The organism is Plantibacter sp. VKM Ac-2880 (genome assembly GCF_015351235.1).
GTDB lineage: Bacteria > Actinomycetota > Actinomycetes > Actinomycetales > Microbacteriaceae > Plantibacter.
Map to the genome: position 1 here is coordinate 1599724 of NZ_JADKSJ010000001.1, position 24577 is coordinate 1624300.

The window sequence follows — 24577 nt, forward strand, 5'->3', positions numbered from 1 at the left end:
TTCCATCCTATTCGTCGTCGGTCACGACGGCAGCCGTGGCCGGGCCGGTGCTGGCGGCGCCGATCGCGCCGGAGGCGAGGGTGATGAGGAGTTCGGTGCCCGCCGGGGCGTCGCCGTCGGCACGGATGACCGCGCCGCCGGGCACGTCGCCCTGCGGGTCGGCCCGCTGGACGATGGCGTACCCGCGGTCGAGCGTGCGCTGCGGTGACAGTGCGCGGAGGTGGGCGCGGAGTTCCGTGACCTCCCGCTGGGCGCGCTCGACCGCCCGGTCGACGAGCTCCGCGCCGCGCGCGACGGTGCGCGTGAGCTCGTCGGCGCGGGAGTCGACGATCCACGACGGGTCGGCGAGGACCGGACGAGTCCGGAGGGTGGCGAGGCGGTCGATCTCGTGACCGATCATCGACGTCACCCGGGACGACAGCCGGGTGCGCGCCTGCTGCACTCGGGAGAACTCCTCCGCGACGTCGGGGACGACCCGTTTGGCGGCGTCCGTCGGCGTGGAGGCCCGGAGGTCGGCCACGTCGTCGAGCAGGGGGCGGTCGGCCTCGTGGCCGATCGCGCTCACGAGCGGGGTGCTGCACGCTGCGGCCGCCCGGACCACCCGCTCGTCGCTGAAGCCGAGGAGGTTCTGGAAGTCGCCGCCACCGCGCGCGACGATGATCACGTCGACCTCGGGATCGGCGTCGAGCGTCTGCAGAGCGTTCACGACTTCGGCGGGCGTGCGGTCGCCCTGGACCGCGGCGTGGACGACGCGGAACCGGACGGACGGCCAGCGCAGCTCGGCGTTCCGGAGGACGTCCTTCTCGGCGTCGGAGTCCTTGCCGGTGACGAGGCCGATGCACTGCGGCAGGAAGGGGAGCGCGCGCTTCCGGGAGGCGTCGAAGAGCCCTTCGTCGGCGAGCTGCCGCCGGAGCCGCTCGAGGCGCTCGAGGAGGTCGCCGATGCCGACGTGCTTCATGGCCATCACCTGCATGGTGAGGGTGCCGCCCTTGAGCCAGTAGTTCGGCTTGACGAGCGCGACCACGTGGTCGCCCTGCTTGAGGTCGGCCGGGATCTTCGCCCGAACGGACGACCAGACGGTGAAGCCGACGGTCGCGTCGACCTCGAGGTCCTTCAGCTTGCCGTACACGTTGCCGCCGGAGGCGCCCCACTGCGTCAGCTCTCCCTCGACCCAGACCGTCCCGAGGCGGTCGATGTAGTCGCGGAGCTTCGTTCCGAGGAGCGCGACCGGCCAGGGGGCTTCCATCGTGGCCGGTGCATCGCTCATCCCTCCAGCCTAGCCGCGGGCACCGACGCGACGCGGCCGGGCGACGGCGGTCCGCTCACGGCCGACTCCCGAGCGCTGCCGCGTAGAATCCACTCGTGACCGATCTCCGCGACGCCCCAGCCATCGGCCTCGGCATGCCGAGGCTCCGACGCGTCGCCGGACGCCTCGTCGACCTGCCCGTCGCCGGTGAGAAGCGCGTGCTGCTCGCCGCCCCGCGCGGCTACTGCGCGGGTGTCGACCGAGCCGTGATCGCCGTCGAGAAGGCGCTCGAGCACTACGGTGCGCCCGTGTACGTCCGGAAGCAGATCGTCCACAACGTCCACGTCGTCGACCAGCTCGAGGCGCAGGGTGCTGTCTTCGTGGAGGAGGTCGACGAGGTCCCCTCCGGTGCGCACATCGTGTTCAGCGCGCACGGGGTCTCGCCCGCCGTGGTCGACGCCGCGGCCGAGCGCGGCCTGCTCGCGATCGATGCGACCTGCCCGCTCGTCACCAAGGTGCACCGGGAGGCCGTGCGCTTCGCTCGCGACGACTATGAGATCCTGCTCATCGGACACGAGGGGCACGAAGAGGTCGAGGGTACCGCTGGCGAGGCACCCGACCACGTCACCCTCGTGACGAGTCCCGAGGCGGTGGACGGACTCGTCGTCGCCGACCCCGAGAAGGTCGTCTGGTTGTCCCAGACGACGCTGTCGGTGGACGAGACCATGGAGACGGTCCGTCGCCTGCGTGAGCGCTTCCCGAAGTTGCAGGATCCGCCGAGCGACGACATCTGTTACGCGACGCAGAACCGCCAGGTGGCCATCAAGAAGGTCGCGCAGGACGCCGACCTCGTGATCGTCGTCGGATCGGCGAACTCCTCGAACTCGGTCCGCCTCGTCGAGGTGGCCCTCGAGTACGGCGCGAAGGCCGCCTACCGCGTCGACTACGCGCACGAGATCCAGCAGGCCTGGCTCGAGGGCGTCGGCACGGTCGGGGTGACGAGTGGCGCCTCGGTTCCGGAGGTCCTGGTGGACGAAGTGCTCGAAGAACTGGCCGGGGCCGGCTACGGCACCGTGCAGGAAGTCAAGACGGCCGAGGAGGACCTCATGTTCTCCCTGCCGAAGGAGCTCCGCAAAGACCTTGCGGGCACGACCGATCCGCGCGCCCTGGGAGGGCGCAGAACATGAGCGAACCCCGCCCCCGTCCGCAGTTCGGCGAGTACGCGACCCCCGAGGAGCAACGCGCGAGCATCGCCGAGCCGATCGACGCGCAGCGAGCCGAAGAGCTCGGTGTGGCACCCGTCGTCCCGGCGGATCACGGACCGGCGCAGCCGACCCTGCGTGAACAGACCCGTCACACGGCCGACGCGCCGCCGGTGACGACTCCGGCTCCATCGGCCGGACGGACCACTCGACGCCCGGTGACCGGCGACCGGCTCGCGACCTCGATCCTGCTCGGTCTCGGCCTCGTCAGCCTCATCGTGATGATGCCCGGGCTGCTCGACCTCCCCGGTCTCATCCGTCCGGCGCTCGTGCAGATGGGCGTCTCCGGCTACTCCTCCGACGGCCTGGCGAGTGCCATGGGCGTCCTGGCGCTCGGGCTCCAGATCGCCCTGTGGGTCGGGGCGATCATCCTCTCGGGGCGCTCGCTGCGCGCCGGACGACTGACGTTCTGGATCCCACTCGTCGCCGGCGTCGCCGCGAACATCGTCGTGGTGATCTGCCTGGCCATCGCCATGGGCGCCGACCCCGCGTTCATGGAGTACGTCCGCTCGCAGCAGCCGTAGTCGCGCACCACACGCAGAACGGGCCCGGCAGCGATGCCGGGCCCGTTCTCGTGGTGCGACTGCTTAGGAGGTGCTGGTGCCGTACGAGCCGAGCTGCTTGGTCGCCTCGGCGACGCGTGCGGCCATGGCCGACTCGGCGACCTTGCCCCAGGCGCGCGGGTCGTAGAGCTTCTTGTTGCCGACCTCGCCGTCGACCTTCAGCACACCCTCGTAGTTGGAGAGCATGTAGCCGGCGATCGAGCGGGTGAACGCGTACTGCGTGTCGGTGTCGATGTTCATCTTGACGACACCGTTCGCGACGGCCTCGGCGATCTCGGCGTCGGTCGAACCGGATCCGCCGTGGAAGACGAGGTCGAGGGGCTTCGGGCCGTGGCCGTACTTCGCGGTGAGGCCGTCCTGGATGGTCTTCAGCAGCTCGGGCTGGAGCTTGACGTTGCCGGGCTTGTAGACGCCGTGGACGTTGCCGAAGGTGAGGGCGGCCATGTAGCGGCCCTGCTCGCCGAGCCCGAGTGCCTCGACGGTCGCGATGGCGTCGTCGAGCGTCGTGTACAGGTGCTCGTTGATGTCGTGGCTGACACCGTCCTCCTCGCCGCCGACGACGCCGATCTCGACCTCGAGGATGGCGTTGATGGCCTTGGTGCGCTTGAGCATCTCGGTCGCGATCTCGAGGTTCTCGGTGAGCGGCACCGCCGAGCCGTCCCACATGTGGGACTGGAAGATCGGGTTGCGGCCGGCCTTGACCTCTTCCTCGGATGCGGCGATGAGCGGCATGACGAAACCGTCGAGCGCGTCCTTCGGGCAGTGGTCGGTGTGGAGCGCCACGGTGACCGGGTAGTTCTTGGCGACCTCGGTGGCGAACTTCGCGAAGGCGATGGCGCCCGCGGCGCGGTTCTTGACCGTGTGGCCGGCGAAGTAGTCGGCGCCGCCCGTGGTCACCTGGATGATGCCGTCGGAACCGGCCTCGGTGAGGCCCTGGAGGACGGAGTTGATGGTCTGGCTGCTCGAGACGTTGAACGCGGGGTACGCGAACCCGTTCGACTTCGCCTTGTCGAGCATCGCTGCGTACTGTTCCGGGGTGGCGACGGGCATGTCTTCTCCTTGCGTGGGGACGATTCGCCTAGAAGTCTAGTGAATCGGGCCAGGCGGCATAGGGCACGATGAGGACATGACCGAGCACACTCCGGACACCGACCTCCTCGACGGCTTCCTCGATGCGACGCGGGCCGCGGCGGCCGCGGTCGTGGGTCTCGTGGGTGGCGGCGACGGCATGCGGATCGACGGGGTGGCCGTCGACGCGCTCCGTCGGGCGCTCGAGCCGTTGGCCGTCGACGGCCGCGTCGTGGTGGGGGAGGGCGAGAAGGACCAGGCGCCCATGCTCTTCGTCGGCGAGCGGTTCGGGACGGGCGCCGGCCCTGCGATCGACCTCGCCGTCGACCCCGTGGACGGCACCAAGCTCGCGGCCGCCGGCAGGCCCGACTCCGTGGCAGTCATCGCGGTCGCCCCGCGCGGCGCCATGTTCGACATCGGACCCGCCTACTACCTCGAGAAGCTCGTCACGGCACACGCCGGTCGTGGCCTGTCCCTCGCGGATCCCATCGCAGTGACGCTCGACCGGCTCGCCGCCAACCTCGGACGCCCGGTGTCGACACTGCGGGTCGCCGTCCAGGACCGTCCGCGGAACGCCGCGACCGCGCAGGCCATCCAGGCCGCCGGGGCGGAGCTCGTCGGCTTCGCGGACGGCGACGTCGCGCTGTCCCTCCGTGCCGCGGCGGCCGACGGCGACCTCGACCTGCTCCTCGGGATCGGCGGAGCTCCCGAAGGCATCCTGACGGCCGCCGCGGTCCGAGCGCTCGGCGGCTGGATGACGGCGCGGTTCGCCCCGCAGTCACCGGAGGAGCACGCGCGACTCGTCGAGGTCGGCGTCGACCTCGCCCGCGAGGTGCCGCTCGACGAACTCTGCACCGCCGACGCGTGGTTGCTGCTCAGCGCCGTCACCTCCACCGCGCTCGCCGCCGGGGCCGAACTCGCCGGGGTGAGCCTCGACGCGGACGGCGGTGTCACGGTGGAGTCGGTCGTCGTCGGACCGGGCAGCCCGCTCACGAGGTCACGGAAGCGCCTCGATCCCGAGTCGCCCTGAGGCCTTCCCAGCCCCGTTCGCTAGGCTGAAACCCTCATCCACCGAAGCGTCGTGTCCCACGAGGCGAGCGATCCATGGAGGATCCAGTGACCCAGCCTGAAACCGGCTCCCACTATCTGCAGCCCGACCGCAACCTCGCCATGGAGCTCGTCCGAGCGACGGAGGCGGCCGCCATCCGTGCGGCGCCGTTCATCGGTCGCGGCGACAAGAACGCCGCCGACGGTGCCGCCGTGGACGCGATGCGCGCCTTCCTCGGCACCGTCAACTTCGACGGCGTGGTCGTGATCGGTGAGGGCGAGAAGGACGAAGCGCCCATGCTGTTCAACGGCGAACACGTCGGCAACGGCCGCGGCCCGTCCTGCGACATCGCGGTCGATCCGATCGACGGGACGAGCCTCACGGCTGCCGGACGTCAGAATGCGCTCTCGGTCATCGCGGTGTCCGACCGCGGCAGCATGTTCGACCCCTCGGCCGTGTTCTACATGGACAAGATCGTCACGGGTTCCGACGGCATCGGCGTCGTCGACATCAGCCAGTCCATCGGCGACAACATCCGTGAGCTCGCCAAGGCCAAGGGCAAGCAGCCCGAGGACATCCGCGTCGCCGTCCTCGACCGGCCGCGACACGCGGAGCTCATCGAGGAGATCCGGGCCGCCGGCGCCGGGACGCGTCTCCTCCTCGACGGCGACGTCGCGGGCGGCATCAACGCCGCACGGTACGACTCGCGCATCGACATGTGCGTGGGTATCGGCGGCACCCCCGAGGGCATCATCACCGCGTGCGCCGTGAAGGCGCTCGGCGGGCTCATCCAGGGCAAGCTCATGCCGAAGGACGACGCGGAGCGGGAGCGCGCCCTCGCGGCCGGTCACGACCTCGACCGTGTCCTCGGCGCGAACGACCTCGTCCGTGGCGACAACACCTACTTCGTCGCGACCGGCGTCACCCACGGCGAGCTCGTGGACGGCGTGCAGCGCAAGGGCCCGATCATCCGCACGGAGAGCCTCGTCCTGCGGTCGCGCTCCGGCACCATCCGCCGCGTCGAGGCCGACCACCTCGCGGCGAAGTGGCTGTAGCCGCTCCGTCCGACGGCATGAAGCGCCCGTCACGACCCCGAGGGTGGTGACGGGCGCTTCGTCGTTCCGGGCAGGCCCGGTCAGTCCTGCAGCCGGTGGGCCAGGCGCGCCTCGAGTTCGCTGGGCTCGGGGCTGGACGGCTCCGGTGACGGCTGTGCCTCCGGTGCGGTGAGGCGTTTCGGCGACGCGTCGCTCTGGCTGACCTGCCCGATGACCGTCGCCTCGTCGAGGGCGTCGAGCTTGCGGGCCGTGACGAGCACCCGGGTCTCGAAGGACGACGCGAACTGGTTGTAGTTGGTGACGGTGCTCTCGATGGAGCGGCGCAAGCGGTCTGCGTGGTCCGACAGCGTGGACAGCCGCTGGTACAGCTCCTTGCCGAGGTCGAACAACCGCTTGGCGTCCTCTGTGAGGACGTCCTGCTGCCAGGTGAACGCGACCGTCTTGAGCACCGCCCAGAGGTTGACGGGGGAGGCGAGCGCCACCCGCTTGCCGAAGGCGTAGTCGAGCAGACTCGCGTCGGCCTCGAGGGCGGCCGCGAGGAGTGACTCGCTCGGGATGAAGCAGATGACGAACTCCGGGCTCGACTCGAGACCGCGCCAGTACCCCTTGGCCGACAGGGCGTCCACGTGCGACCGCACCGCCTTCACGTGCTGCGCGAGGAGCGCGGTGCGCCGAGCGGCCTCCTCGCCCGTCGCCGTCACCGGAATGGTGCTGGCCTCGAGGTACTGCGCGAACGGGACCTTCGCGTCCACGGCGATTGACTTGCCGCCGGGGAGCCGCACGACCATGTCGGGTCGGCCGGTGCCGGTGCCGGAGGTGATGCTCGACTGGAGGTCGAAGTCGACGCGCTGGGTGAGCCCCGCGGCCTCCACGACGTTCCGGAGCTGGGTCTCACCCCAGACGCCACGCGTCGCGTTGTTGCGGAGCGCGGAGGCGAGCGACTCCGTCGTCGAGCGCAGGCGTTCCTCCGACTCCGAAGCCGTCTTCAGCTGCTGGGCGAGTTCGCCGTGCTGGCGGCTGCGCTGCTGTTCGAGTTCCGCGACCTTCGCCTGCATGTGTTCGAGGCTGTGCTGGACGGGGGCGAGGGCCTGGAGCACCTGGCTCTCCTCGTGCTCTTGGCGCGACCGTCGCTCCGCGTCGGCCCGCTGGCGGTCGACGAGCTCGCGGTACTGCTCGCGCTGGGCCTGCAGTTCGCGCCCCAGTCCGTCGGCCGTGGCGTCGAGCGCGGCCAGCTCAGCGCGGAGGGCGGCGCGGATGTCGGCCTCCCGCGCTGAGGACTCGGCGAGGAGCTGGGCCTGCTGACCACGGACGTCGGCCAGCTGGGCGGCATGTCTCGCCTCCAGGAGCGCGGGGTCGATCGTCGCTCCGCCGTTCCGGCGTTGCAGCAGGATCACCATGACGGCCGCGCCGATGACGAGTCCGATGAGGAGGCCGATCCCGAGGGCGAGTGCGCTGTCCATGCCCTCAGTGTGTCGTGGGCCACCGACATCGATCGGAGGCCGCGCGGCGACTGTACCGTCAGGCGGCGACGGCCGTGCCGATCCGCCCGATCTTCACGCTCGTGAGCTGGGCGAGTTCGGCGATCGATGTGGCGCCGTGGCGGGCGGCGGCGTGGATGATGATGTGTGCGGAGGCCTCGGCGTCGCCCGTGGCGTCGTGGTGCTGGAAGTCGTCGAACCCGGCCGCGAGCGCCGCGACGGGGAGCCGGTAGGAGTCGAGCTGGTAGGTCTTGCGGGCCACGTTGAGGCTGCAGAGGTAGCTGAGCTCGGGGCAGTCGAGTCCGGTGGCGGCGCATCCGCCCCGGATCACGCCCATGTCGAAGCCGGCGTTGTGCGCGACGAGGGCGTCGTCCTGCGCGAAGTCGAGCAGCGTGTCGAGCTGGTCAGCCCAGCCCGGCGCCCCGAGGACGTCGGACGCGACGATCCCGTGGATGCGGGTGTTCCACTCGAGGAACGCGTCGTGTCCGGCAGGGGGCTGGATGAGCCAGCCCGCGCGGTCGACGACGATGCCGTCGCGGACTCGGACGAGGCCCACGCTGCAGGCGGAGGCGGATGACGAGTTCGCGGTCTCGAAGTCGATGGCGGTGAAATCCAGTGGCACGTCCTCACCCTCGCACCAGGGTCCGACACCGACCGGTCGGCTCGCCGCATCGCGCCCGATCGACCGGCCCGATCCGTCGCCCGATGCGAGCGGCGACGCACGGGCCTCCCCGGCCGCGTACGATAGACCCTCGTGGCTCTTACTCTCGGCATCGTCGGCCTGCCCAACGTCGGCAAGTCCACCCTGTTCAACGCGCTCACGCGCAACAACGTGCTCGCGGCGAACTATCCGTTCGCGACGATCGAGCCGAACGTCGGCGTGGTCGAACTCCCCGACGCCCGGCTCGGCAAGCTCGCCGAGATCTTCGGCAGCGAGCGCATCCTGCCCGCCGCGGTGTCCTTCGTCGACATCGCCGGCATCGTCAAGGGCGCGAGCGAGGGGGAGGGGCTCGGCAACAAGTTCCTCGCGAACATCCGTGAGGCCGACGCCATCGCGCAGGTCGTTCGCGGCTTCGCCGATCCCGACGTCGTGCACGTCGACGGCGATGTGAACCCGGCCTCCGACATGGAGACGATCAACACGGAGCTGATCCTCGCCGACCTCGAGACCCTCGAGAAGGCCGTCACCCGGTTCGAGAAGGAGGTCAAGGGCAAGAAGCTCGACCCCTCCGTGCTCACGGCCGCCAAGGAGGCGCAGGACGCGCTGAACGCCGGCACCCCGCTCTCGGCGACGAAGATCGACCTCGCGCCCATCAAGGAGCTCGGCCTCCTCACGGCCAAGCCGTTCATCTACGTGTTCAACGTCGACGAGGACGTCCTCCAGGACCAGGGCAAGCTCGACGAACTCGCCGCGCTCGTCGCGCCGGCGAAGGCCGTCTTCCTCGACGCGAAGCTCGAGTCGGAGCTCGTCGACCTCGATGAGGACGACGCCCGCGAGATGCTCGAGTCGACCGGCCAGACCGAGTCCGGCCTCGACCAGCTCGCCCGCATCGGCTTCGCGACGCTCGGCCTGCAGACCTACCTCACCGCCGGCCCCAAGGAATCGCGTGCGTGGACGATCCCGCAGGGTGCGAAGGCCCCGCAGGCTGCCGGGGTGATCCACACGGACTTCGAGAAGGGCTTCATCAAGGCGGAGGTCATCTCGTTCGACGACCTCGTCGAGACCGGCTCCGTCGCCGAGGCCCGCTCCAAGGGCAAGGCCCGCATGGAGGGCAAGGACTACGTCATGCAGGACGGCGACGTCGTGGAGTTCCGCTTCAACGTGTAGGTGAGGGCTGCAAGACGCGTCCCTCGGTCGGTCGGCTGCCGTGAGCCAGAACCGCTCCGCGGTACAGCCGAGCAGGCGAAGCGTGAGGTGAAGCGGCTGGACGATCACGACTGCGTCAACATGCGAGCCGGTCAGCGTTCTGGATGCGTCCCGCGTTCAGGTTGCCAGATGAGATCTACACGCGCGGTCTTTCGGGACCGCTGACGCCCCACCCCTCGCCGCCGGCGCGCGCCGTGCGCACTGCGGACGCCCACGCCTCGGCGTCGACCAGGTTCATTTGCGCGGCAAGGTCACCTCGCGGGCGAGGAGTTGAAGGAGCGGCGGTGTCAGCGAGTCCGACGGCGCGACTCCGTTCGAACATCAGGTGAGGTCGGATGGCGTTGATGCGGCTGCTGTACGGCTCGGTCACCGTGAAGCCCTGGTAGTGGGCATCCTGCGCGAGCGCCGTGGTGACGGCGAAGAGGCGTTCGCTCCGGATCAGGCGAGCCTCGTCGAGGTCCATCGGCCAGCACTCGATGCGTTCGAGGTCTGCGAGCAGCGACGCGTCATCCGCGTATCCCGCCACCGCATCCGGTTCCTGAGCGATCGCCTCGCCGTACTCGACGCGCCATCCGCCCTGCGCTTTCGTGATCCTGGTCGGTACCCGCCACGGGGTGTGTCGCGGTCCGTGCATCTGTGGCCGGTGCTGCATGGCCTCGTCGCTCCAGTCCGGCAGCCCGCCGTAACCGACCGGTGCCGTCGGAGGCCAGAACCACTCGAGAGGGTCGCCGTCGGGGACCCCGAGGTCGGCGACCGCCCATCCTCGTGACGCGAGGTCGGACTGCACATCGTTGCCGAGGAGTCGAAGGGCGTCCTCGATGAAACGGAACTCCTCATTCGGATCTGTCATACACCTATCCTCCTGCCCGACGCCGACAAGCGGAGGCGTGCCTGCTCGGAGGACGGCTTGAACCCTTCAAGACGGTGCGCCGCTCGCTGTCGGCGGGCGCACGCAGCGTCGAACCCATGGCTCAGCGTTTGCGGCGCTGCTCCGCGAGCCAGGTGTGCTTGGCGATGGCAGTCGCGACCGCTGATCGGTAGGCCTCGCCGTCTGCTCCCCGGTACAGGTTCCGCGTGAAGAACGGCGACTCAGGCCGGTACGGTGCGCTGTTGTGGACCCTCCGAGCCAGGTCCGTCAGTGCGTCGTGGCCGCCTGCGCGGTACGCCGCGAGCTCGACCTCGTCGAGCTGAATCAACGCGGAGTCGTCGATGATGGCGCTGTAGCTGTACCGCGCGTCCAGGTAGTGAGCGTGCTCGTCCTCGACGAGGAACCAGGTGCCGGGCTCGTGATCGACGTAGCGCATCTCCATCAGTCGAGTATGACGGCCGTCGTTCGTCGGTCACCACCAGCGTCTGGCGCCGACCTCGGGGCAGCGGTATGGACGTTTTCAACGTGTGGCCCGCAGGGGCGCCACCGATCACGAGGGGCGGAGGCCGTGCGGGATCAGCGTCCAACCGGCTGCGATGATCCTCATCAGAGGACGGGCTGCGCCGACCGGACCCGGCCTGCTGCTCAGCGGCCGATCCAGTCGCCGTTCGAATCGAGCTCGTAGTCCGAGACGGTCGCCTCGGTGATCGTCAGCGTCCCGCTCTTCATGACGCTGATGTCCACAGCGGCGAAGGTGGCTGTGTCATCGTCGGTCTTCACCGGGAACATGAAGGATCGCGTGTGGTCGTCGTCCATCTCGGATGATGCACACCGCTGGACGAAGGTGAGTGTCTTCAGGTTCTCAGAGATGAACACTCCGGCCTTGGGGTCCGCATCGTCCAGTTCGTCGATGAGCGCCGAGGCCGACGAGTCGCCCGCGATGCGCGAGGCGACGTTCTGCCAAGCGGTTTTGCCGGCGGTGGTGTCGACGTAATCCTCCAGCCCGGCGGTGAGCTCTTCGAGTCGTGCCTGAGCCTCGGGATCGTCGGCGTACTGCTCCTCGAACTCAGCCATCGTGTCGACGCCGAAGTTGCTCTGCAGGATGTACGTCAGCTCCTCCGACGTGGTGGCCTCGGGGTCTTCAACGGTCGACGCTGCAAGCGAGTCCGCGCCCTTGGCCGCATAGCTGACCGCGAGATCGACGGCGCAGTAGTCCGAGGAGTCCAGGTCACGGGCCTTCGCGGTCACAGACGTGACGAGCAGTTCTCTGTCGTCTTGCTCGGCTGCATCCAGGAGCGCAGCCGGGATCCGGATGACGAGATCGCTCTCGGACCCGTACCGCGGCGTCTGGAATTCGAACGTGCCGCGCTCCGGACCAGCGCTGGCGGCGCTCGCCGGGGAAGCTTCTTCGTTGGCGGCACCGGCGCACCCCGTGAGGGCGAACGAGGCGCTCGCCAGCAGGGCGAGGGAGAGTTTCGTGGTCGAGCGTCGGAGCATGGCTGTAGCTCTCACTTCCGGTTGGGGTACGCGGAGGTTAGCAGGAACGCGCCCGGTCACCACCACTGGCGGTCACGGGGGACCAGTCCGGCGAGGGTCGAGACGCCCGCCACGAGGCACAGCACGCCGAGTGCCCCGACGATGCCGTTCTGTTCCGGGCCGACGATGAGCACCACTCCGAGGCCGAGCGCGGCCACGCCGATTCCGGCGCGCCAGCGGCGTGCGGACTTCGCCGATGCGTGGCGACGGTGCAGGTCGCTGGGTCGCGGGCGCGCCCGGCGCCGTGCGCTGAGCGGCGGTCCGGCGTCGTCGGGCCCGTCGACGGCTCGCCCGAACTCGTCCACCCACGGTCCGGCGCCGAGCTCGGGGCAGCGGTCATGGACGTTCGCCTCGCGGGTGGAGGCATCCGCCGGGTGCGCGGGCATCGCCCACGCGAGATCCACGTCGAAGCGGACGGATCCGTCCGGCAGGAGCGCGTCGTAGCCGACGACCCGCACCGGCCGCCCACGCCATCTGGACGTGCCGCGGAACGCCGTCGCACGGACGGCGACCGGTCGGACAGACGATGCACGCATGGATCGATGGTGGCACGTCACACCTGCACACCGCGACGGCCCCGCATTGCCGCGCCGACGGTCGAAACGGGCGCTACGCTCGATGAGGCGCCACCCGAACGGGCGCCTCGGGGGGCCACGGGTGACGATCGATCTGGCGAGCATGCTGGTCGTCGCGGTGATCGTCTGCGCCGCGTGCGGGATCTTCTACGCGCTCGACAGCGCGCGCACCCTCGCCGGCCGCCACATGGCTGCCTGGATGTCCGGGTTCGCCACGACGCTCCTCTCGGCGGTCAGCTACCTCGCCGCCACCCTCAACGGTGACTCCGTGTGGATCGTCGCCATCGCCAACGCCTCGATGGTCGCCGCAATCGCCGCCCTGTGGGTGGGCTGTCGGCTGTTCAACGGACGACGCAGCCTCGTGCTCCTCGGAACGCTCATCGTCGGTGTGACGGCGCTCTCGGCCGTCCTGGACCCCACCGACGACCCCGAATGGGCCGGCACGATCGCCCGGCTCGGCTCGCTGATCGTCCTGTCGCTGCTGGTGGTGTTCGAGGCCCGACGCGGTCGGATGCGAACGGCCTCGGCGTCGCTCGTGCTCGTGATCGTCCTCAGCCTGCATGCGGCGTTCACCGCGGTCCGCCTGGTGGTGTACATCGTTGCGGGTCCGCATTCGGCGGCGTTCGAGCGGATCTTCGGCACCGCATTCGTGACCTACATGAACCTCGTGTTCGTGATCCTGGTCGCCGTCGGCCTCGTCCTGCTCCGCTCATGGGAACGCAAGGAGCGGCTCGCCTCCGAACGCGAGGGCATCCGCACCGTGGGTCGCCGGGCCTTCGAGGTCGAGGCGACCGCGCTCCGGACGAGGCTCGAGCCGGGCGAACGGCTCGCCGTCGTCGAGGTGGCCATCGACGGGTACGGGGACCTGCGGCGTGCCTACGGTCTGGCTTCGGCCGGAGAACTCGAAGCGCTGCTCGCCGAGGCCGTGTTCCGTGAGATCCCGTCCGGCGCCGTCTGCACGCGCGTGCGCGGGGGAATCGTGCTCGTCGCGATGGCGGTCGAGGACGGGCCCGTCGGTGTGGCGGGCCTGCGTGACCTCTCCGCCGGGATCGCAGCCGGGTACCGGGAGGCGGTCGTCGTGCAACTCGACGGGTTCGCCGGCGCCGCGAAACTCGGCGCCGCGATCGATCCTGAACCGCCGGTCCACGTCGCCAGGCTCACGGCCGCTGCACGATCGGCGAGGGACGAGGCGGAGCGGCGTGGCGAGCTGCTGCGGCTCGCACACACGGAGTCCGAGTCGCTCGACCGCTGACCGAGCACCCTCGCAGCGGAGGATTGTCGCGCGAGGTCCGGTTCAGCGACCCTGGCGCTTCTTGTACGGCAGGGGCTCACCCTTGACCTTCGGAGCCCGACCCTTGCCCTTGTTGGCCTTGGCCTTGCCGCCCGGAGCGGGAGCCGACTTCGCGGCGGCCGCGGCCGAGGCGTCGAGCTGACGCCGGGCGTCGATGAGGAACGCGGAGCCGGCATCGGTCAGCTGGGTGGATTCGACGTCGCGGGCGAACAGCTCCGCGCCGAGGATCTCCTCCAGCTTCCGGACGTCGGCGACGACGGTGCTGCGTGGCACACCGAGCTCCTTCGCCGCCTTTGCGAAGTGGAGCGTTTCCGCGGAGGCGACGAAGGAGCGCAGCTGCTTGTGGTCCATGCCCTCAGCCTACGGGGGCGGCGTCGGACCGCAGACCAGCGTGGGTCAGTGGTCCAACGCGCGACGGCGGCGGAGGAACACCGAGCCGACGGCGACGAGGATACCGAGGAGCAGCAGTGATGCACCGACGGCCACGATGAGCGTCCCGTTCACACCCGTTTCCGCCAGGCGGTCGATGTCGCTGACCGGGACCGTGGGGGTGTTCGGCTGAGCGTTCACGGGCGGGGAGACCGGCGGAATCACCGGGGTGACCACGGGCGGGGTGACGACCGGAGGGACGACGACCGGCGGCACCAAGGGCTGGATCACGATCGTCGATTCGATCGTGTCGTCGGGTGCGGTGCCGTTACTGGCCGTCACCGTGACGGGGTAGCTGCCAGGAGTCGTCGGGGTGCCGCTCACGGTGCCGGTCACGCTGTCGAGGACGAGGCCCGGGGGAAGCGCGCCGGAGGTGACGGTGTAGGTCGCGTCCGGGCTACCGGTCGAGGTGACCGTGCTGTCGTACGTCGTGCCGACCGTCCCGCCGGGCAGGGGTGCTGAGGTGATCTCGGGGCTCGTCGTCACTTCAGATCCGCTGCCGTCGTCGCAGCCGGAAGGACGGGTGATCACGGTGTTGATGAGCGTCACCGCGCCGGTGGACGCGAGCAGGCGTCCCTCGACGACCGTGCCGGATCCCGTGGAGATCGACGCGTCCGCGAGGATCGTGCCGACGAAGGGCCCGCCGCCGTCGAGGGTGGCCGAGCTGCCGACGCGCCAGAACACGTTGCAGGCGCTCGCGCCGCCGACGAGGGTGACCGAGGAGCTGGTGCCGGTCTTCAGGGTGCTGGCCGCCTGGAAGACCCAGACCGACTCAGCGGTGCCGGTGAGCGTCACGTTCCCGGTGAGGGAGATCTCTCCGCCGGCGTAGACGCCTGGGTCGAGGTTGAGGCCGGTGAGATCGCCGACCTGCTGGGGGTCCGGCGTGAGGCTGGAGGCGACGCCCATCGCGGTGAGGAGGTCGTCCTTCGCGAGGGCGGCGGGCTCGTTCGTCACGTTCTGGGTGCCGTTGACGATGCCCGGCGGGAAGCCCGTCACGGAGCTGTCCGGGCTCAGCCCGAGGTCTCCGTTGATCGTGGTCGGGCCGGTGTTGGTGATGGCCGAGGACGCGAGGACGCCGTAGTCGGCTGCCGTGCCGAGGAAGATCGGGCCGTTGATCGTGGTCGCGGCGTTCGCCGGGCCTGCACCGATGGCCAGGAGTCCGACGGTGACGACTGCCGCTGCACCGAAGAGGCGAGTGCGAAGGTGACCGGGTCTGGCGCTTGGGGCGGGTGGAGAGAGTTCGAGGCGCATGCGTGCCCCTTCCGTGTGGGAGGGGCGCGAAGCCAAGAGGATGGCGACATCAACCGCAACTGCTCTCTGTGTAACACCTTTGGGGGGTGCTGTAGCCGGTAGGGCGGCGGATTGTACTCAATCGTGATGTTGTGCTATGCGGGCGCACGCGCGCGCCTGGCGCGGAATGAACGGTCAGGGTTCGTCCGCCGGAATGAGACGATTGCAGCATGACTGCAACGCTCGTCGCCCAAGGCCTCGCCGGCGGACATGGCCACCGCACCCTGTTCGACAGCCTGGATCTGACGGTGGCGCCGGGCGACGTGATCGGCGTCGTCGGGATGAACGGGGCAGGCAAGTCGACGCTGCTCCAGCTGCTCGGCGGCTCCCTCGAACCGCAGGCCGGCACGATCACCCTGTCGCCGTCCGACGCCTTCGTCGGATCCCTCCCGCAGGAACACGATCGCGTCGTCGGCGAGAGCGTCGCCGCCTACATCGCCCGACGCACCGGGTGTGCCGCAGCCACCGAGGCGATGGATGCCGCTGCGGCGGCGCTCGCCGAGCCGGCCGCACCGGGTGAGGATCCGGCCGACGTGTACTCCGCCGCACTCGACCGCTGGCTGGCGAGTGGTGCGGCAGATCTGGAAGAGCGCATCCCCGCGGTGCTCGCCGACCTCGGACTGGACCTCGACGCCGACGTGTCCTCCACCATGATGACGTCGCTGTCGGGCGGCCAGGCCGCCCGGGTCGGACTCGCCGCGCTCCTGCTGTCGCGGTTCGACATCGTGCTGCTCGACGAACCGACGAACGACCTCGATCTCGACGGTCTGGAACGGCTCGAGCGGTTCGTGCAGGGGCTCCGCGGCGGCGTCGTGCTCGTCAGCCACGACCGCGAATTCCTCGCCCGCTGCGTCACCCGCGTGCTCGAGCTCGACCTCGCGCAGCAGAGCAACCGCGTCTTCGGCGGTGGGTACGAGGCCTACCTCGAGGAGCGCGAGGTCGCCAGGCGGCACGCCCGCGACGCGTATGACGAGTTCGCCGACAAGAAGGCGGACCTCGTGGGCCGTGCGCGGGTGCAGCGGGAGTGGTCGAGCCAGGGGGTCCGCAACGCCATGAAGAAGGCGCCGGACAACGACAAGATCCGCCGGAAGGCCTCGGCGGAGTCGTCCGAGAAGCAGGCGCAGAAGGTCCGCCAGATGGAGAGCCGCATCGCCCGCCTCGACGAGGTGGAGGAACCGCGCAAGGAGTGGCAGCTGCAGTTCACGATCGGGAGCGCACCGCGCTCGAGCACCGTGGTCGCGACGCTCTCGCAGGCCGTGGTGCAGCAGGGCGACTTCCGGCTCGGTCCGCTGTCGCTCCAGGTGAACGTGGGTGACCGGATCGGCATCACCGGCCCGAACGGCGCCGGGAAGTCGACGTTGCTCGCGACCCTGCTCGGCCGTCGGACGCCGGACGAAGGGACGGCGAGCCTCGGTTCCAGTGTGCGCATCGGCGAGATCGACCAGGCCCGTTCACTGCTCGTCGGCTCTGAGCCGCTCGCGGACCGGTTCGAGGCGATCGTGCCCGAACTGTCGCCGGGTGAAGTCAGGACCCTGCTCGCCAAGTTCGGGCTGAAGGCCGACCACGTGAACCGGCCCGTCGACGAGCTGTCACCGGGGGAGCGCACCCGAGCCGGGCTCGCCGTGCTGCAGGCGACCGGCGTCAACCTGCTCGTCCTCGACGAACCGACGAACCACCTCGACCTCGCCGCCATCGAACAGCTCGAGGAGGCGCTCGAGAGCTACGAGGGGACGCTCCTGCTGGTCACGCACGACCGCCGGATGCTGGACACCGTCCGGATCGAGCGGCGTTGGGTCGTCGAGGCGGGCGCAGTCACGGAGCACTAGCGCGGCGGCGGGGCTCAGAGGTCCCGCACGAGGGCGTCACGCAGTTCGGGGCCGATGTCCTCAGGAACGTCGACGTCGACCGCGAGTGCCTGAAGTGCCCGGCTGTAGTAGTTGCGGGCGGCCGCGGCGAGGGTGATGTCGAGGATCTCCTGATCCGAGAAGCCGTGCTCGCGCAGGGTCAGGCTGTCGGCGTCGGTCATCCGGTCCGAGTCGCGACCCACCCGTTCCGCGAAAGCCATCATCGCGACCTCTGCCGGGCTCAGGCCGGCGTCGCGATAGTCCGCTGCGATGCGCACGAGTTGGTCCTCGTCGAACAGGGAGAGCGACTTCCGGCCGTGAGCGAGACGGCAGTGTCGTGACCGCGTCCCTCGCGCCGCGGCGAGCGTCACGAGCTCGTAGCGCCGCTTGCCGAGCGGTCGGGCGATCGCCCCGATCAGCGCCTCCCAAGCGGCGTACGCTTCGGGGTTCAACGCCATGACCTTCGTGTGTGCTGCGACGAAGCCCTGGTCGGCGATGTCGCCGTCGTACAGTGCAGCCGTCATCGCATCGGCATCGGCTTCGGGGATGGTGCGGAGGATCGACATGTCGGCCACCTCGTCGGAACGGGTCGCGGGCCGGGTGTCCGCGGCTGTCGTTCGTCCATGATGGCACTCGAGGCGGGCGCTGTCAGCACGTCTTCCGGTGGACGTCGGTGACGGCATCGACAGCACCGGGCCCAACGGTCGTCGGGTGGCCCGCGACCCACGCCCCACGCATGAGCGAGGACCCCGCGGCAGTCGCCAGGCGGGGTCCTCGTCGTTCAGGGGGGAGGGCGCGTCAGTCGCGCAGCTGCTCCTTGTAGTCGTTCTTCGCTTCGGTGGAGTCACGCTCGGCCTCGGCCTTCTTGACGTCGGCCTCCGCCTGCTTCACCTTCGCGTCGGCCTTGGCCTCGTCGACCTTGTCGCCGAGACGGTCCTTCGTGTCCTCGACGGTCTCGCCGATCTTCCGACCGGTCGCTTCAGCCGCGTCCTTGGCGTTGTCCAGGAATCCCATGTCAGCTCCGTCTCTGTTCCCGAGTCTCGGTCACGAGATCCACCCTGCCGAACCGCCTGGCCGACGACAACCGGTTGTGTTCCCAGGCGAACGGGGCTAGACCGTGGTCAGGCGAGCGATGCGACGGCGGCGACGGCGGCGACCACGGCGCTCGCCGCGTCGTCGAGCTCCCGGGCGGTGACGGCTGACGTGCAGCTGAACCGGACGGCCGTCTGCGCGACCGTCGGTTCGACACCGATGGCGAGCAGGACGGCGGACGGTTCGTCGCTGCCGGCGGCACACGCGGAGCCACTCGACGATACGACCCCTCGGCGTTCGAGTTCGAGGAGGACCGCCTCACCGCTCGTCCCGGGGAAGACGAAGGACGCGATGCCGGGCAGGCGGTGCTCGGGATGACCGGTGAGTCGCGCGCCGGGGACCCCCTGCAGGACCCGGGCGATGAAGGCGTCTCGCAGGAGCGTCACCCGTTCGGTGGCTCCGAGGCGTTCCTGTTCGGCGAGCTCGATGGCGGTGGCGAGACCGACGGCCGCTGCGACGTTCTCCGTCCCGCTGCGTCGCCCCCGCTCCTGACCGCCACCATGGACGAGCGGCTCGAGGGGGAGCGCGCCGCGGACGGCCAGCAGCCCGATGCCCTTGGGCGCGCCGAGCTTATGGCCGGAGAGACTGAGCGCGTCGACCCCCAGCCGATCGAGGCCGAGCGGGAGCCATCCCGCCGCCTGGACGGCGTCGGTGTGCAGGGGGACTCGGGCGGCTCGAGCGATCGCACCGAGCGCTGCGAGGTCCTGGATCGTGCCGATCTCGTTGTTCGCGGCCATGACACTCGCGAGCACGGTGTCCGGCCGGAGCGCGGCCGCGAACTCGTCTGGGTCCACGCGGCCCGTGGCATCCACCGGCAGCGTCCTCACCTCGACGTCGTGGAATCGACGGAGGTACGCGAAGGACTCCGCGACGGCCTCGTGCTCGACGGCCGAGGTGACGACGTGCCGACCGCGCGTGATCGAGCCGAGCGTGAGGCCCTTCACCGCGAGGTTGTCCGCTTCCGTCCCGCCGGAGGTGAAGATGATGTCGCCGGGGCGCGTGCCGAGCACCGTCGCGATCCGGCGTCGGGCGTCGTCCAGCCCGGCGGCGGCCGCCTCGCCGACGGTGTGGTGGCTCGAGGGGTTGCCGAAGGTGTTCGTCAGGTACGGCCACATGGCCTCGATCACCTCACGCCGGACGGGTGTCGTCGCGGCGTTGTCGAGGTACAGCACCTCAGTCCACCGACACGTCGAGGCCGAGGTCCAGCGACTGCACGCTGTGGGTGAGCGCTCCGGAGGAGATCACGTCGACCCCGGTCGCGGCGATGTCACGGACCGTCGCGAGGGTCACGTTGCCGCTCGCCTCGACGACCGCCCGGCCGGCGACGAGCACGACACCCTCGCGGAGCTCGTCGAGGGTGAAGTTGTCGAGCATGATCGTGTCGACACCGGCTGCCAGCACGGCCTCGATCTGGTCGAGCCGGTCGACCTCGACCTCGATGCTCGTCGTGTGGGGCAACTCCTCGCGCGCCCGCAGCAACGCCTCGGTGACCGTGAGGCCGCGCTCGAGCAGCACCGCGAGGTGGTTGTCCTTCACCATGACGGCGTCGGACAGGGAGTGGCGGTGATTGCGGCCACCACCGGATCGGACCGCGTGCCGTTCGAAGGCGCGGAGGCCGGGCGTGGTCTTGCGGGTGTCGACGATGCGCGCCCGGGTGTCGGACACGGCGCTGACGTAGGCCGCGGTCATCGTCGCGATCCCGCTCATCCGTTGCACGAAGTTCAGCGCGACCCGCTCGGCGGTGAGCACCGCCCGGGCCGGACCGGAGACCATCGCGATGGTGTCGCCGGCGGAGAACGGCTCACCGTCGGCGACGAGGAACGCGACGCTGATCCCCGGATCGGTGAGGCGGAACGCGGCCTCGAACACCGCTGCGCCACTGAACACGCCCGGTTCCCGGGCGTTCAGGGAGGCCGACGCCTGGGCCTCCGCGGGGATGAGAGCGTCGGCCGTGAGATCGCCCCACGGAGCGTCCTCGTCGAGAGCGGCGGAGACGACGGTGTCGATGAGTCGAGGGGTCAGCATGGCGAGAGCACGGATCCGTTCAGGAGCGGGAGGGGCGACGGGCTGGAGGATGACGGTGGAGGCGCCGGAGCGAGGGTGACCGAGATCGGCCGGGCTTCGGCGACATCGATCGCCGGGTGGTCGTCCCGGGCGTGGGCGCCGCGGGACTCCGTGCGCTGCAACGCTGCGGCGACGACGGCGCGGGCGAGGAGCAGGAGGTTGCGGTCCTCCATCGCCGAGACCGGGTCGGTTCCATCACGTTGAGCTGCTGACCGCATCGCCCAACCCGCGAGGGTCGCCTGAGCCTCGGTGAGCCCGGACGCGTTCCGGACGAGTCCGGCATGCCGCCACATGAGGTCGTGCAGGGCCTGGCGGCTGAACGGCGGCGCGGCCGATGTCGTGCCGTCCAGGGTGGTGGCGACGGATTCGACGTCGATCGTCACGGAACCGAGCGTCGGGCGACCGGCGGTCGGGCCGACGGTGCCGGACGCGTCGATCGCCGCGACGGCGCGCGCGGCGAACACGGCGCCCTCGAGGAGAGAGTTCGAGGCGAGGCGGTTCGCGCCGTGCACGCCGGTCCGCGCCACCTCGCCGATCGCGTAGAGCCCGGGGACCGTCGTCCGGCCGTCGAGATCGGTGGCCACACCGCCCATCCAGTAGTGGGCGGCCGGAGCGACCTCGACGGGCGTGGTCGACCAGTCGACACCCGACGCGCGGAGGTGTGCGTCGATGCCGGGGAAGCGCTCAGCCAGCCGCTCAGCGCCGAGCGCGGTGGCGTCCAGGGTCACCGGACGGCCTCCCTGTGCCGCCATGGCCTGCGCGATCCCGCGCGCGACGACGTCCCGCGGTGCGAGCTCGGCGTCAGGATGCAGCAGGTGCATGAACCGATGACCCGCGGCGTCCCGGAGGACCGCACCCTCACCACGGACCGCCTCCGAGACGAGGAAGCGCTCCGGAGTGGTCAGGGCCGTGGGGTGGAACTGGACGAACTCGACATCCGCCAGGAGAGCTCCGGCCCGGAGCGCCACCGCTGCGCCGTCGCCGGTCGCGACGGAGGGGTTGGTGGTGAACGGGTAGAGCTGGCCGACCCCACCGGTCGCGAGGACGATGTGCTCCGCGGGGAGCGTGACGTGCCCGCGCTCGGCGGACCACAGGTGGGCGCCGACGGCGACCCCGCCTCGGAGGTCGAGGTCGAGGAGCACGGTGTGCTCGAGGACCGGGACCCCGCGGGCTTCGAGCGTCCGGACGAGGGCCGTCTCGATCGCCGCACCCGTCGCGTCACCACCCGCGTGGAGCACGCGGGGATAGGAGTGCGCCGCCTCGAGACCTTTGGCGAACTGCTCGCCGTCGCGGTCGAACGCCACCCCGAAGGCGATGAGCTCCCGGATCCGGTCAGGTCCTTCGGTGCACAGCAGCCGCACCGCGGCCTCGTCGCAGAGTCCGGCTCCCGCCAGGAGCGTGTCGCGGACGTGGTCCTCGACCCGGTCGTCGTCGAACATGACGCCGGCGATCCCGCCTTGCGCATACCTGGTGTTGCTCTGGCCGAGGACGTCCTTCGTGACGACGACGACGTCGTGACGCTCGCTCGCTCGGATCGCGGCGACGAGCCCCGCGATCCCGCTCCCGACGACGAGCACCCTGGCCATGTCAGCCGACCTGCGGCACGGTGGTCGCCGGTGGCTTCGCGGCGAGCATGCGCTCCAGCGACAGCCTCGCGGGCACGGCGACGTCGTCGGAGACGGTGATGCGGTTGAGGACCTCACCGCTGACGAGACCCTCCAGCACCCAGGCGAGGTAGCCCGGATGGATGCGGTACATCGTCGAACACGGGCAGATCACGTCGTCGAGGCAGAAGATCGTGTGCTGCGGGTACTGCGCCGCCAGACGCTGCACCATGTTGATCTCCGTGCCGATGGCGAAGGTCGTGCCGTCCGGTGCTGCCGCGATCGCCTTCTGGATGTAGTCCGTCGAGCCCGCCTCGTCGGCGGCGTCGACCACCGGCATCGGGCATTCGGGGTGCACGATGACCCGCACGCCGGGGTGCTGGGCGCGTGCCCGGTCGATCTGGTCGACGGTGAACCGCTTGTGGACCGAGCAGAACCCGTGCCACAGGATGACCTGGGCCTCGGTCAACGCCGAGGCCTCGTTGCCGCCGAGGGGGCGGTTCGGGTTCCACATCGGCATGCGCTCCAGCGGCACGCCGAGCTTCTTTGCGGTGTTCCTCCCGAGGTGCTGGTCGGGGAAGAACAGCACCCGCTGGCCGCGCTCGAACGCCCACCGGAGCACGGTCTCCGCGTTGCTCGAGGTGCAGACGATCCCACCGTGCCGGCCGCAGAACCCCTTCAGCGCGGCGGAGGAGTTCATGTAGGTGACCGGGATGACCGGCACCCGGCCGTCGGCGTCCGGTTCGGTTCCGTACAGCGCCTCGAGCGCCTCCCAGGCCTCCTCGACCTGGTCGATGTTCGCCATGTCGGCCATCGAGCACCCGGCCGCGAGGTTCGGCAGGATCACCGCCTGATCAGGCCCCGACAGGAGGTCGGCGGTCTCGGCCATGAAGTGCACACCGCAGAAGACGATCGCCTCCGCCTCGGTGCGGGCCTTGGCGGCGTTCGCCAGCTGGAAGGAGTCGCCGATGTAGTCCGCGTGCTGCACGACCTCGTCGCGCTGGTAGAAGTGCCCGAGGATGACGACGCGGTCGCCGAGAGTCTCCTTCGCGGCGACGATGCGTCGGTGGAGGTCCTCGGGGGCGGCGTCGCGATAGGCCGCCGGCAGCTGTCCCTGACGCGGTGAGCCCGTCGGGATGACGTCTCCCATGGACGCACCCGGGCCGTAGCTCGGCGGCTGCAGGTCGAAGACCCACGGGCCCGCGGCGAGCTCCGGTGCGCAGGTCGCGCCGTCCGACGTGCCCTCCGCGATCTGCTGGATGGTGTCGTCGACGGATGCGGTGATGGTCATGCTGGCTCCTGGGACGTCGCTCGGGGGGTCGTGGGGGAGTTCGAGGTGCGGGTGCTCGCCGGACGGGACGCGGCCGGCGTGGCCGGTCGGGCGACGGGTTCAGTCCAGCGGTACAGCCGTGCCGGGCGGTGTCGGCCACCGGTCCGGAGTTCGTCCGTCGCGAGGACCAGCCCGGACGCCTCCACCTGGCGGCGGAAGTTGGCCGGATCGAGTTGCTTCTGCAGCACGGCCTCGTGCACCTCGCGGAGTTCGGTCAGGGTGAAGGTGTCGCCGAGGAAGGCGTGGGCGATGTGGCTGTACTCGAGTTTGTTGCGGAGGCGCCAGAGTGCGTACTCCACGATCTCCCGGTGGTCGAAGGCGAGCGGCGGCAGCGCGTCGGCGGGGAACCAGCGCACGTTCTGCCCGAGATGCGTGCGTTTCGCCTCTTCGGATCCGACGAGGGCCCAGTAGACGATCGAGACGACGCGTTCGGCGGGGGAGCGGTCGAGGTCCCCGAAGGCGTAGAGCTGCTCGAGGTAGCGCGGGCGGAGTGACGTGGTCCCCTCGAGCGTGGACGCTGCGGCGTCCGCGAGCGACTGCGCCGCGCCGAGTGGCCCGCCAGGCAGTGCCCAGTGACCGTCGTACGGTTCCCGGATGCGACGCACGAGCGGGAGCCAGATGGCGGGAGCCGGGTCGTCGGCCCCGAAGCCGTCGTCGGTCCGCAGGGTGAAGATCACCGTCGAGACGGCCAGCTCCACGGGCGTCGCGTCGGCCTCTGCGGGCGTCGTGGTGCGCTGCATGGTGGCTCCTGGATCGGGGCTGCAGCGTCTTATGGTTCGAATGACACTTACTCGCCTGAGACTTAGTGTACACCGGACCTGAACAGATGCCCCCCGCTTCGCCGGTGACTCGCGATATGCTGGCGCTCTAATCGAACATCGGGCCGCAAACACGATGCGGGAGAGCCGGTACGCCGGCACCGAAGGAGCAAGCCTCCCCGCCAATCTCTCAGGTCCTGTACCGCATCGGACTGGCCACTCTGGAAAGCAGCGCACGTTCCTGGCGCGCTCGCCGACGGTGAAAGCAGGGCCCGCAGCATCGGCCCCGCGAAGCTCTCAGGCCAATGA

General features: G+C 70.2%; 24 protein-coding genes and 1 riboswitch. Of the genes, 7 read left to right on the top strand and 17 right to left on the bottom strand.

Annotated features, from left to right (window positions below):
• Positions 1–7: 7 nt before the first annotated feature.
• Positions 8–1267 (bottom strand): exodeoxyribonuclease VII large subunit, encoded by a 1260-nt coding sequence (gene xseA / locus ITJ57_RS07720; RefSeq protein ID WP_194669532.1) that lies wholly within the window; start codon positions 1265–1267, stop codon positions 8–10.
• Between the two features lie 134 nt (positions 1268–1401).
• On the opposite strand from xseA, the gene ITJ57_RS07725 reads away from it, so the two are divergent.
• Positions 1402–2433, top strand: coding sequence for a 4-hydroxy-3-methylbut-2-enyl diphosphate reductase (locus ITJ57_RS07725; protein ID WP_056011366.1), 1032 nt, complete (start codon positions 1402–1404; stop codon positions 2431–2433).
• Positions 2430–3032, top strand: coding sequence for a DUF6264 family protein (locus ITJ57_RS07730; protein ID WP_194669533.1), 603 nt, complete (start codon positions 2430–2432; stop codon positions 3030–3032). The genes ITJ57_RS07725 and ITJ57_RS07730 overlap by 4 nt, the downstream gene beginning before the upstream one ends.
• A gap of 63 nt (positions 3033–3095) precedes the next feature.
• Here ITJ57_RS07730 and fbaA read toward each other — a convergent pair whose 3' ends face one another.
• Complete coding sequence (gene fbaA, locus ITJ57_RS07735; RefSeq protein WP_056007380.1) at positions 3096–4121, bottom strand: class II fructose-bisphosphate aldolase; 1026 nt, start codon at positions 4119–4121, stop codon at positions 3096–3098.
• Positions 4122–4197: 76 nt separating this feature from the next.
• On the opposite strand from fbaA, the gene ITJ57_RS07740 reads away from it, so the two are divergent.
• Positions 4198–5169, top strand: a complete 972-nt coding sequence (locus ITJ57_RS07740; RefSeq protein WP_194669534.1) for a fructose-bisphosphatase class II — start codon at positions 4198–4200, stop codon at positions 5167–5169.
• Positions 5170–5243: 74 nt separating this feature from the next.
• Positions 5244–6242 carry a class II fructose-bisphosphatase gene (glpX, locus tag ITJ57_RS07745; protein ID WP_194669535.1) on the top strand — a complete coding sequence of 333 codons (999 nt, stop codon included), beginning with the start codon at positions 5244–5246 and terminating at the stop codon, positions 6240–6242.
• Between the two features lie 80 nt (positions 6243–6322).
• Here glpX and rmuC read toward each other — a convergent pair whose 3' ends face one another.
• Both rmuC and ITJ57_RS07755 read right to left on the bottom strand, forming a co-directional pair.
• The gene (rmuC, locus tag ITJ57_RS07750) at positions 6323–7702 is read right to left on the bottom strand and encodes a DNA recombination protein RmuC (RefSeq protein WP_194669536.1); all 1380 of its coding nucleotides are present in this window, start codon (positions 7700–7702) and stop codon (positions 6323–6325) included.
• Between the two features lie 58 nt (positions 7703–7760).
• Entirely contained in the window at positions 7761–8342 is a 582-nt protein-coding gene (locus tag ITJ57_RS07755; RefSeq protein WP_194669537.1) for an exonuclease domain-containing protein, read from the bottom strand.
• A gap of 132 nt (positions 8343–8474) precedes the next feature.
• Here ITJ57_RS07755 and ychF point away from each other — a divergent pair, with 132 nt between their 5' ends.
• On the top strand, positions 8475–9548 hold the full coding sequence (ychF, locus tag ITJ57_RS07760) for a redox-regulated ATPase YchF (protein ID WP_056778371.1): 1074 nt from the start codon (positions 8475–8477) through the stop codon (positions 9546–9548).
• Between the two features lie 175 nt (positions 9549–9723).
• Here the strand turns inward: ychF and ITJ57_RS07765 are convergent, their stop codons facing one another.
• The 4 genes from ITJ57_RS07765 to ITJ57_RS07780 form a co-directional block, all read right to left on the bottom strand.
• A complete protein-coding gene (locus tag ITJ57_RS07765) occupies positions 9724–10437 on the bottom strand; it encodes a hypothetical protein (RefSeq protein ID WP_194669538.1) in 714 nt (237 codons plus the stop codon).
• A 121-nt stretch (positions 10438–10558) separates the two neighbouring features.
• A complete protein-coding gene (locus ITJ57_RS07770; protein ID WP_194669539.1) occupies positions 10559–10897 on the bottom strand; it encodes a hypothetical protein in 339 nt (112 codons plus the stop codon).
• Between the two features lie 203 nt (positions 10898–11100).
• Positions 11101–11952, bottom strand: coding sequence for a hypothetical protein (locus ITJ57_RS07775; protein ID WP_194669540.1), 852 nt, complete (start codon positions 11950–11952; stop codon positions 11101–11103).
• A gap of 56 nt (positions 11953–12008) precedes the next feature.
• Positions 12009–12527 (bottom strand): hypothetical protein, encoded by a 519-nt coding sequence (locus tag ITJ57_RS07780; RefSeq protein WP_194669541.1) that lies wholly within the window; start codon positions 12525–12527, stop codon positions 12009–12011.
• A gap of 121 nt (positions 12528–12648) precedes the next feature.
• Between ITJ57_RS07780 and ITJ57_RS07785 the strand changes: the two genes are divergently transcribed.
• Positions 12649–13818, top strand: a complete 1170-nt coding sequence (locus tag ITJ57_RS07785) for a hypothetical protein (RefSeq protein ID WP_194669542.1) — start codon at positions 12649–12651, stop codon at positions 13816–13818.
• A 42-nt stretch (positions 13819–13860) separates the two neighbouring features.
• On the opposite strand, the gene ITJ57_RS07790 is transcribed toward ITJ57_RS07785, so the two are convergent.
• Together ITJ57_RS07790 and ITJ57_RS07795 are read right to left on the bottom strand one after the other, a co-directional pair.
• On the bottom strand, positions 13861–14208 hold the full coding sequence (locus ITJ57_RS07790) for a LysR family transcriptional regulator (RefSeq protein ID WP_056007356.1): 348 nt from the start codon (positions 14206–14208) through the stop codon (positions 13861–13863).
• A 45-nt stretch (positions 14209–14253) separates the two neighbouring features.
• On the bottom strand, positions 14254–15537 hold the full coding sequence (locus ITJ57_RS07795; protein ID WP_194669543.1) for an ice-binding family protein: 1284 nt from the start codon (positions 15535–15537) through the stop codon (positions 14254–14256).
• A 209-nt stretch (positions 15538–15746) separates the two neighbouring features.
• Here ITJ57_RS07795 and ITJ57_RS07800 point away from each other — a divergent pair, with 209 nt between their 5' ends.
• On the top strand, positions 15747–17402 hold the full coding sequence (locus ITJ57_RS07800) for an ABC-F family ATP-binding cassette domain-containing protein (protein WP_194669544.1): 1656 nt from the start codon (positions 15747–15749) through the stop codon (positions 17400–17402).
• 14 nt (positions 17403–17416) lie between these two features.
• On the opposite strand, the gene ITJ57_RS07805 is transcribed toward ITJ57_RS07800, so the two are convergent.
• The 7 genes from ITJ57_RS07805 to ITJ57_RS07835 all read right to left on the bottom strand — a co-directional run bounded on the left by ITJ57_RS07805 (position 17417) and on the right by ITJ57_RS07835 (position 24250).
• Positions 17417–17986 carry a carboxymuconolactone decarboxylase family protein gene (locus ITJ57_RS07805; RefSeq protein ID WP_194669545.1) on the bottom strand — a complete coding sequence of 190 codons (570 nt, stop codon included), beginning with the start codon at positions 17984–17986 and terminating at the stop codon, positions 17417–17419.
• A 232-nt stretch (positions 17987–18218) separates the two neighbouring features.
• Positions 18219–18434 carry a hypothetical protein gene (locus tag ITJ57_RS07810; protein ID WP_194669546.1) on the bottom strand — a complete coding sequence of 72 codons (216 nt, stop codon included), beginning with the start codon at positions 18432–18434 and terminating at the stop codon, positions 18219–18221.
• A 107-nt stretch (positions 18435–18541) separates the two neighbouring features.
• Entirely contained in the window at positions 18542–19684 is a 1143-nt protein-coding gene (locus tag ITJ57_RS07815; RefSeq protein ID WP_194669547.1) for a cysteine desulfurase family protein, read from the bottom strand.
• Position 19685: 1 nt separating this feature from the next.
• Entirely contained in the window at positions 19686–20537 is an 852-nt protein-coding gene (nadC, locus tag ITJ57_RS07820; protein ID WP_194669548.1) for a carboxylating nicotinate-nucleotide diphosphorylase, read from the bottom strand.
• A complete protein-coding gene (gene nadB / locus ITJ57_RS07825; protein ID WP_194669549.1) occupies positions 20531–22162 on the bottom strand; it encodes an L-aspartate oxidase in 1632 nt (543 codons plus the stop codon). The genes nadC and nadB overlap by 7 nt, the downstream gene beginning before the upstream one ends.
• A gap of 1 nt (position 22163) precedes the next feature.
• Complete coding sequence (gene nadA, locus ITJ57_RS07830) at positions 22164–23471, bottom strand: quinolinate synthase NadA (protein WP_194669550.1); 1308 nt, start codon at positions 23469–23471, stop codon at positions 22164–22166.
• Entirely contained in the window at positions 23468–24250 is a 783-nt protein-coding gene (locus ITJ57_RS07835; protein WP_194669551.1) for an NUDIX domain-containing protein, read from the bottom strand. The genes nadA and ITJ57_RS07835 overlap by 4 nt, the downstream gene beginning before the upstream one ends.
• A gap of 147 nt (positions 24251–24397) precedes the next feature.
• A riboswitch (glycine riboswitch) is annotated at positions 24398–24483 on the top strand.
• Positions 24484–24577 lie beyond the last annotated feature (94 nt).

Coding starts and splice junctions, on each gene's coding strand:
- xseA (WP_194669532.1), bottom strand. CDS start 1,267: ATGAGCGATGCACCGGCCACGATGGAAGCCCCCTGGCCGGTCGCGCTC.
- ITJ57_RS07725 (WP_056011366.1), top strand. CDS start 1,402: ATGCCGAGGCTCCGACGCGTCGCCGGACGCCTCGTCGACCTGCCCGTC.
- ITJ57_RS07730 (WP_194669533.1), top strand. CDS start 2,430: ATGAGCGAACCCCGCCCCCGTCCGCAGTTCGGCGAGTACGCGACCCCC.
- fbaA (WP_056007380.1), bottom strand. CDS start 4,121: ATGCCCGTCGCCACCCCGGAACAGTACGCAGCGATGCTCGACAAGGCG.
- ITJ57_RS07740 (WP_194669534.1), top strand. CDS start 4,198: ATGACCGAGCACACTCCGGACACCGACCTCCTCGACGGCTTCCTCGAT.
- glpX (WP_194669535.1), top strand. CDS start 5,244: ATGGAGGATCCAGTGACCCAGCCTGAAACCGGCTCCCACTATCTGCAG.
- rmuC (WP_194669536.1), bottom strand. CDS start 7,702: ATGGACAGCGCACTCGCCCTCGGGATCGGCCTCCTCATCGGACTCGTC.
- ITJ57_RS07765 (WP_194669538.1), bottom strand. CDS start 10,437: ATGACAGATCCGAATGAGGAGTTCCGTTTCATCGAGGACGCCCTTCGA.
- ITJ57_RS07770 (WP_194669539.1), bottom strand. CDS start 10,897: ATGGAGATGCGCTACGTCGATCACGAGCCCGGCACCTGGTTCCTCGTC.
- ITJ57_RS07775 (WP_194669540.1), bottom strand. CDS start 11,952: ATGCTCCGACGCTCGACCACGAAACTCTCCCTCGCCCTGCTGGCGAGC.
- ITJ57_RS07780 (WP_194669541.1), bottom strand. CDS start 12,527: ATGCGTGCATCGTCTGTCCGACCGGTCGCCGTCCGTGCGACGGCGTTC.
- ITJ57_RS07790 (WP_056007356.1), bottom strand. CDS start 14,208: ATGGACCACAAGCAGCTGCGCTCCTTCGTCGCCTCCGCGGAAACGCTC.
- ITJ57_RS07795 (WP_194669543.1), bottom strand. CDS start 15,537: ATGCGCCTCGAACTCTCTCCACCCGCCCCAAGCGCCAGACCCGGTCAC.
- ITJ57_RS07800 (WP_194669544.1), top strand. CDS start 15,747: ATGACTGCAACGCTCGTCGCCCAAGGCCTCGCCGGCGGACATGGCCAC.
- ITJ57_RS07805 (WP_194669545.1), bottom strand. CDS start 17,986: ATGTCGATCCTCCGCACCATCCCCGAAGCCGATGCCGATGCGATGACG.
- ITJ57_RS07810 (WP_194669546.1), bottom strand. CDS start 18,434: ATGGGATTCCTGGACAACGCCAAGGACGCGGCTGAAGCGACCGGTCGG.
- nadC (WP_194669548.1), bottom strand. CDS start 20,537: ATGCTGACCCCTCGACTCATCGACACCGTCGTCTCCGCCGCTCTCGAC.
- nadB (WP_194669549.1), bottom strand. CDS start 22,162: ATGGCCAGGGTGCTCGTCGTCGGGAGCGGGATCGCGGGGCTCGTCGCC.
- nadA (WP_194669550.1), bottom strand. CDS start 23,471: ATGACCATCACCGCATCCGTCGACGACACCATCCAGCAGATCGCGGAG.
- ITJ57_RS07835 (WP_194669551.1), bottom strand. CDS start 24,250: ATGCAGCGCACCACGACGCCCGCAGAGGCCGACGCGACGCCCGTGGAG.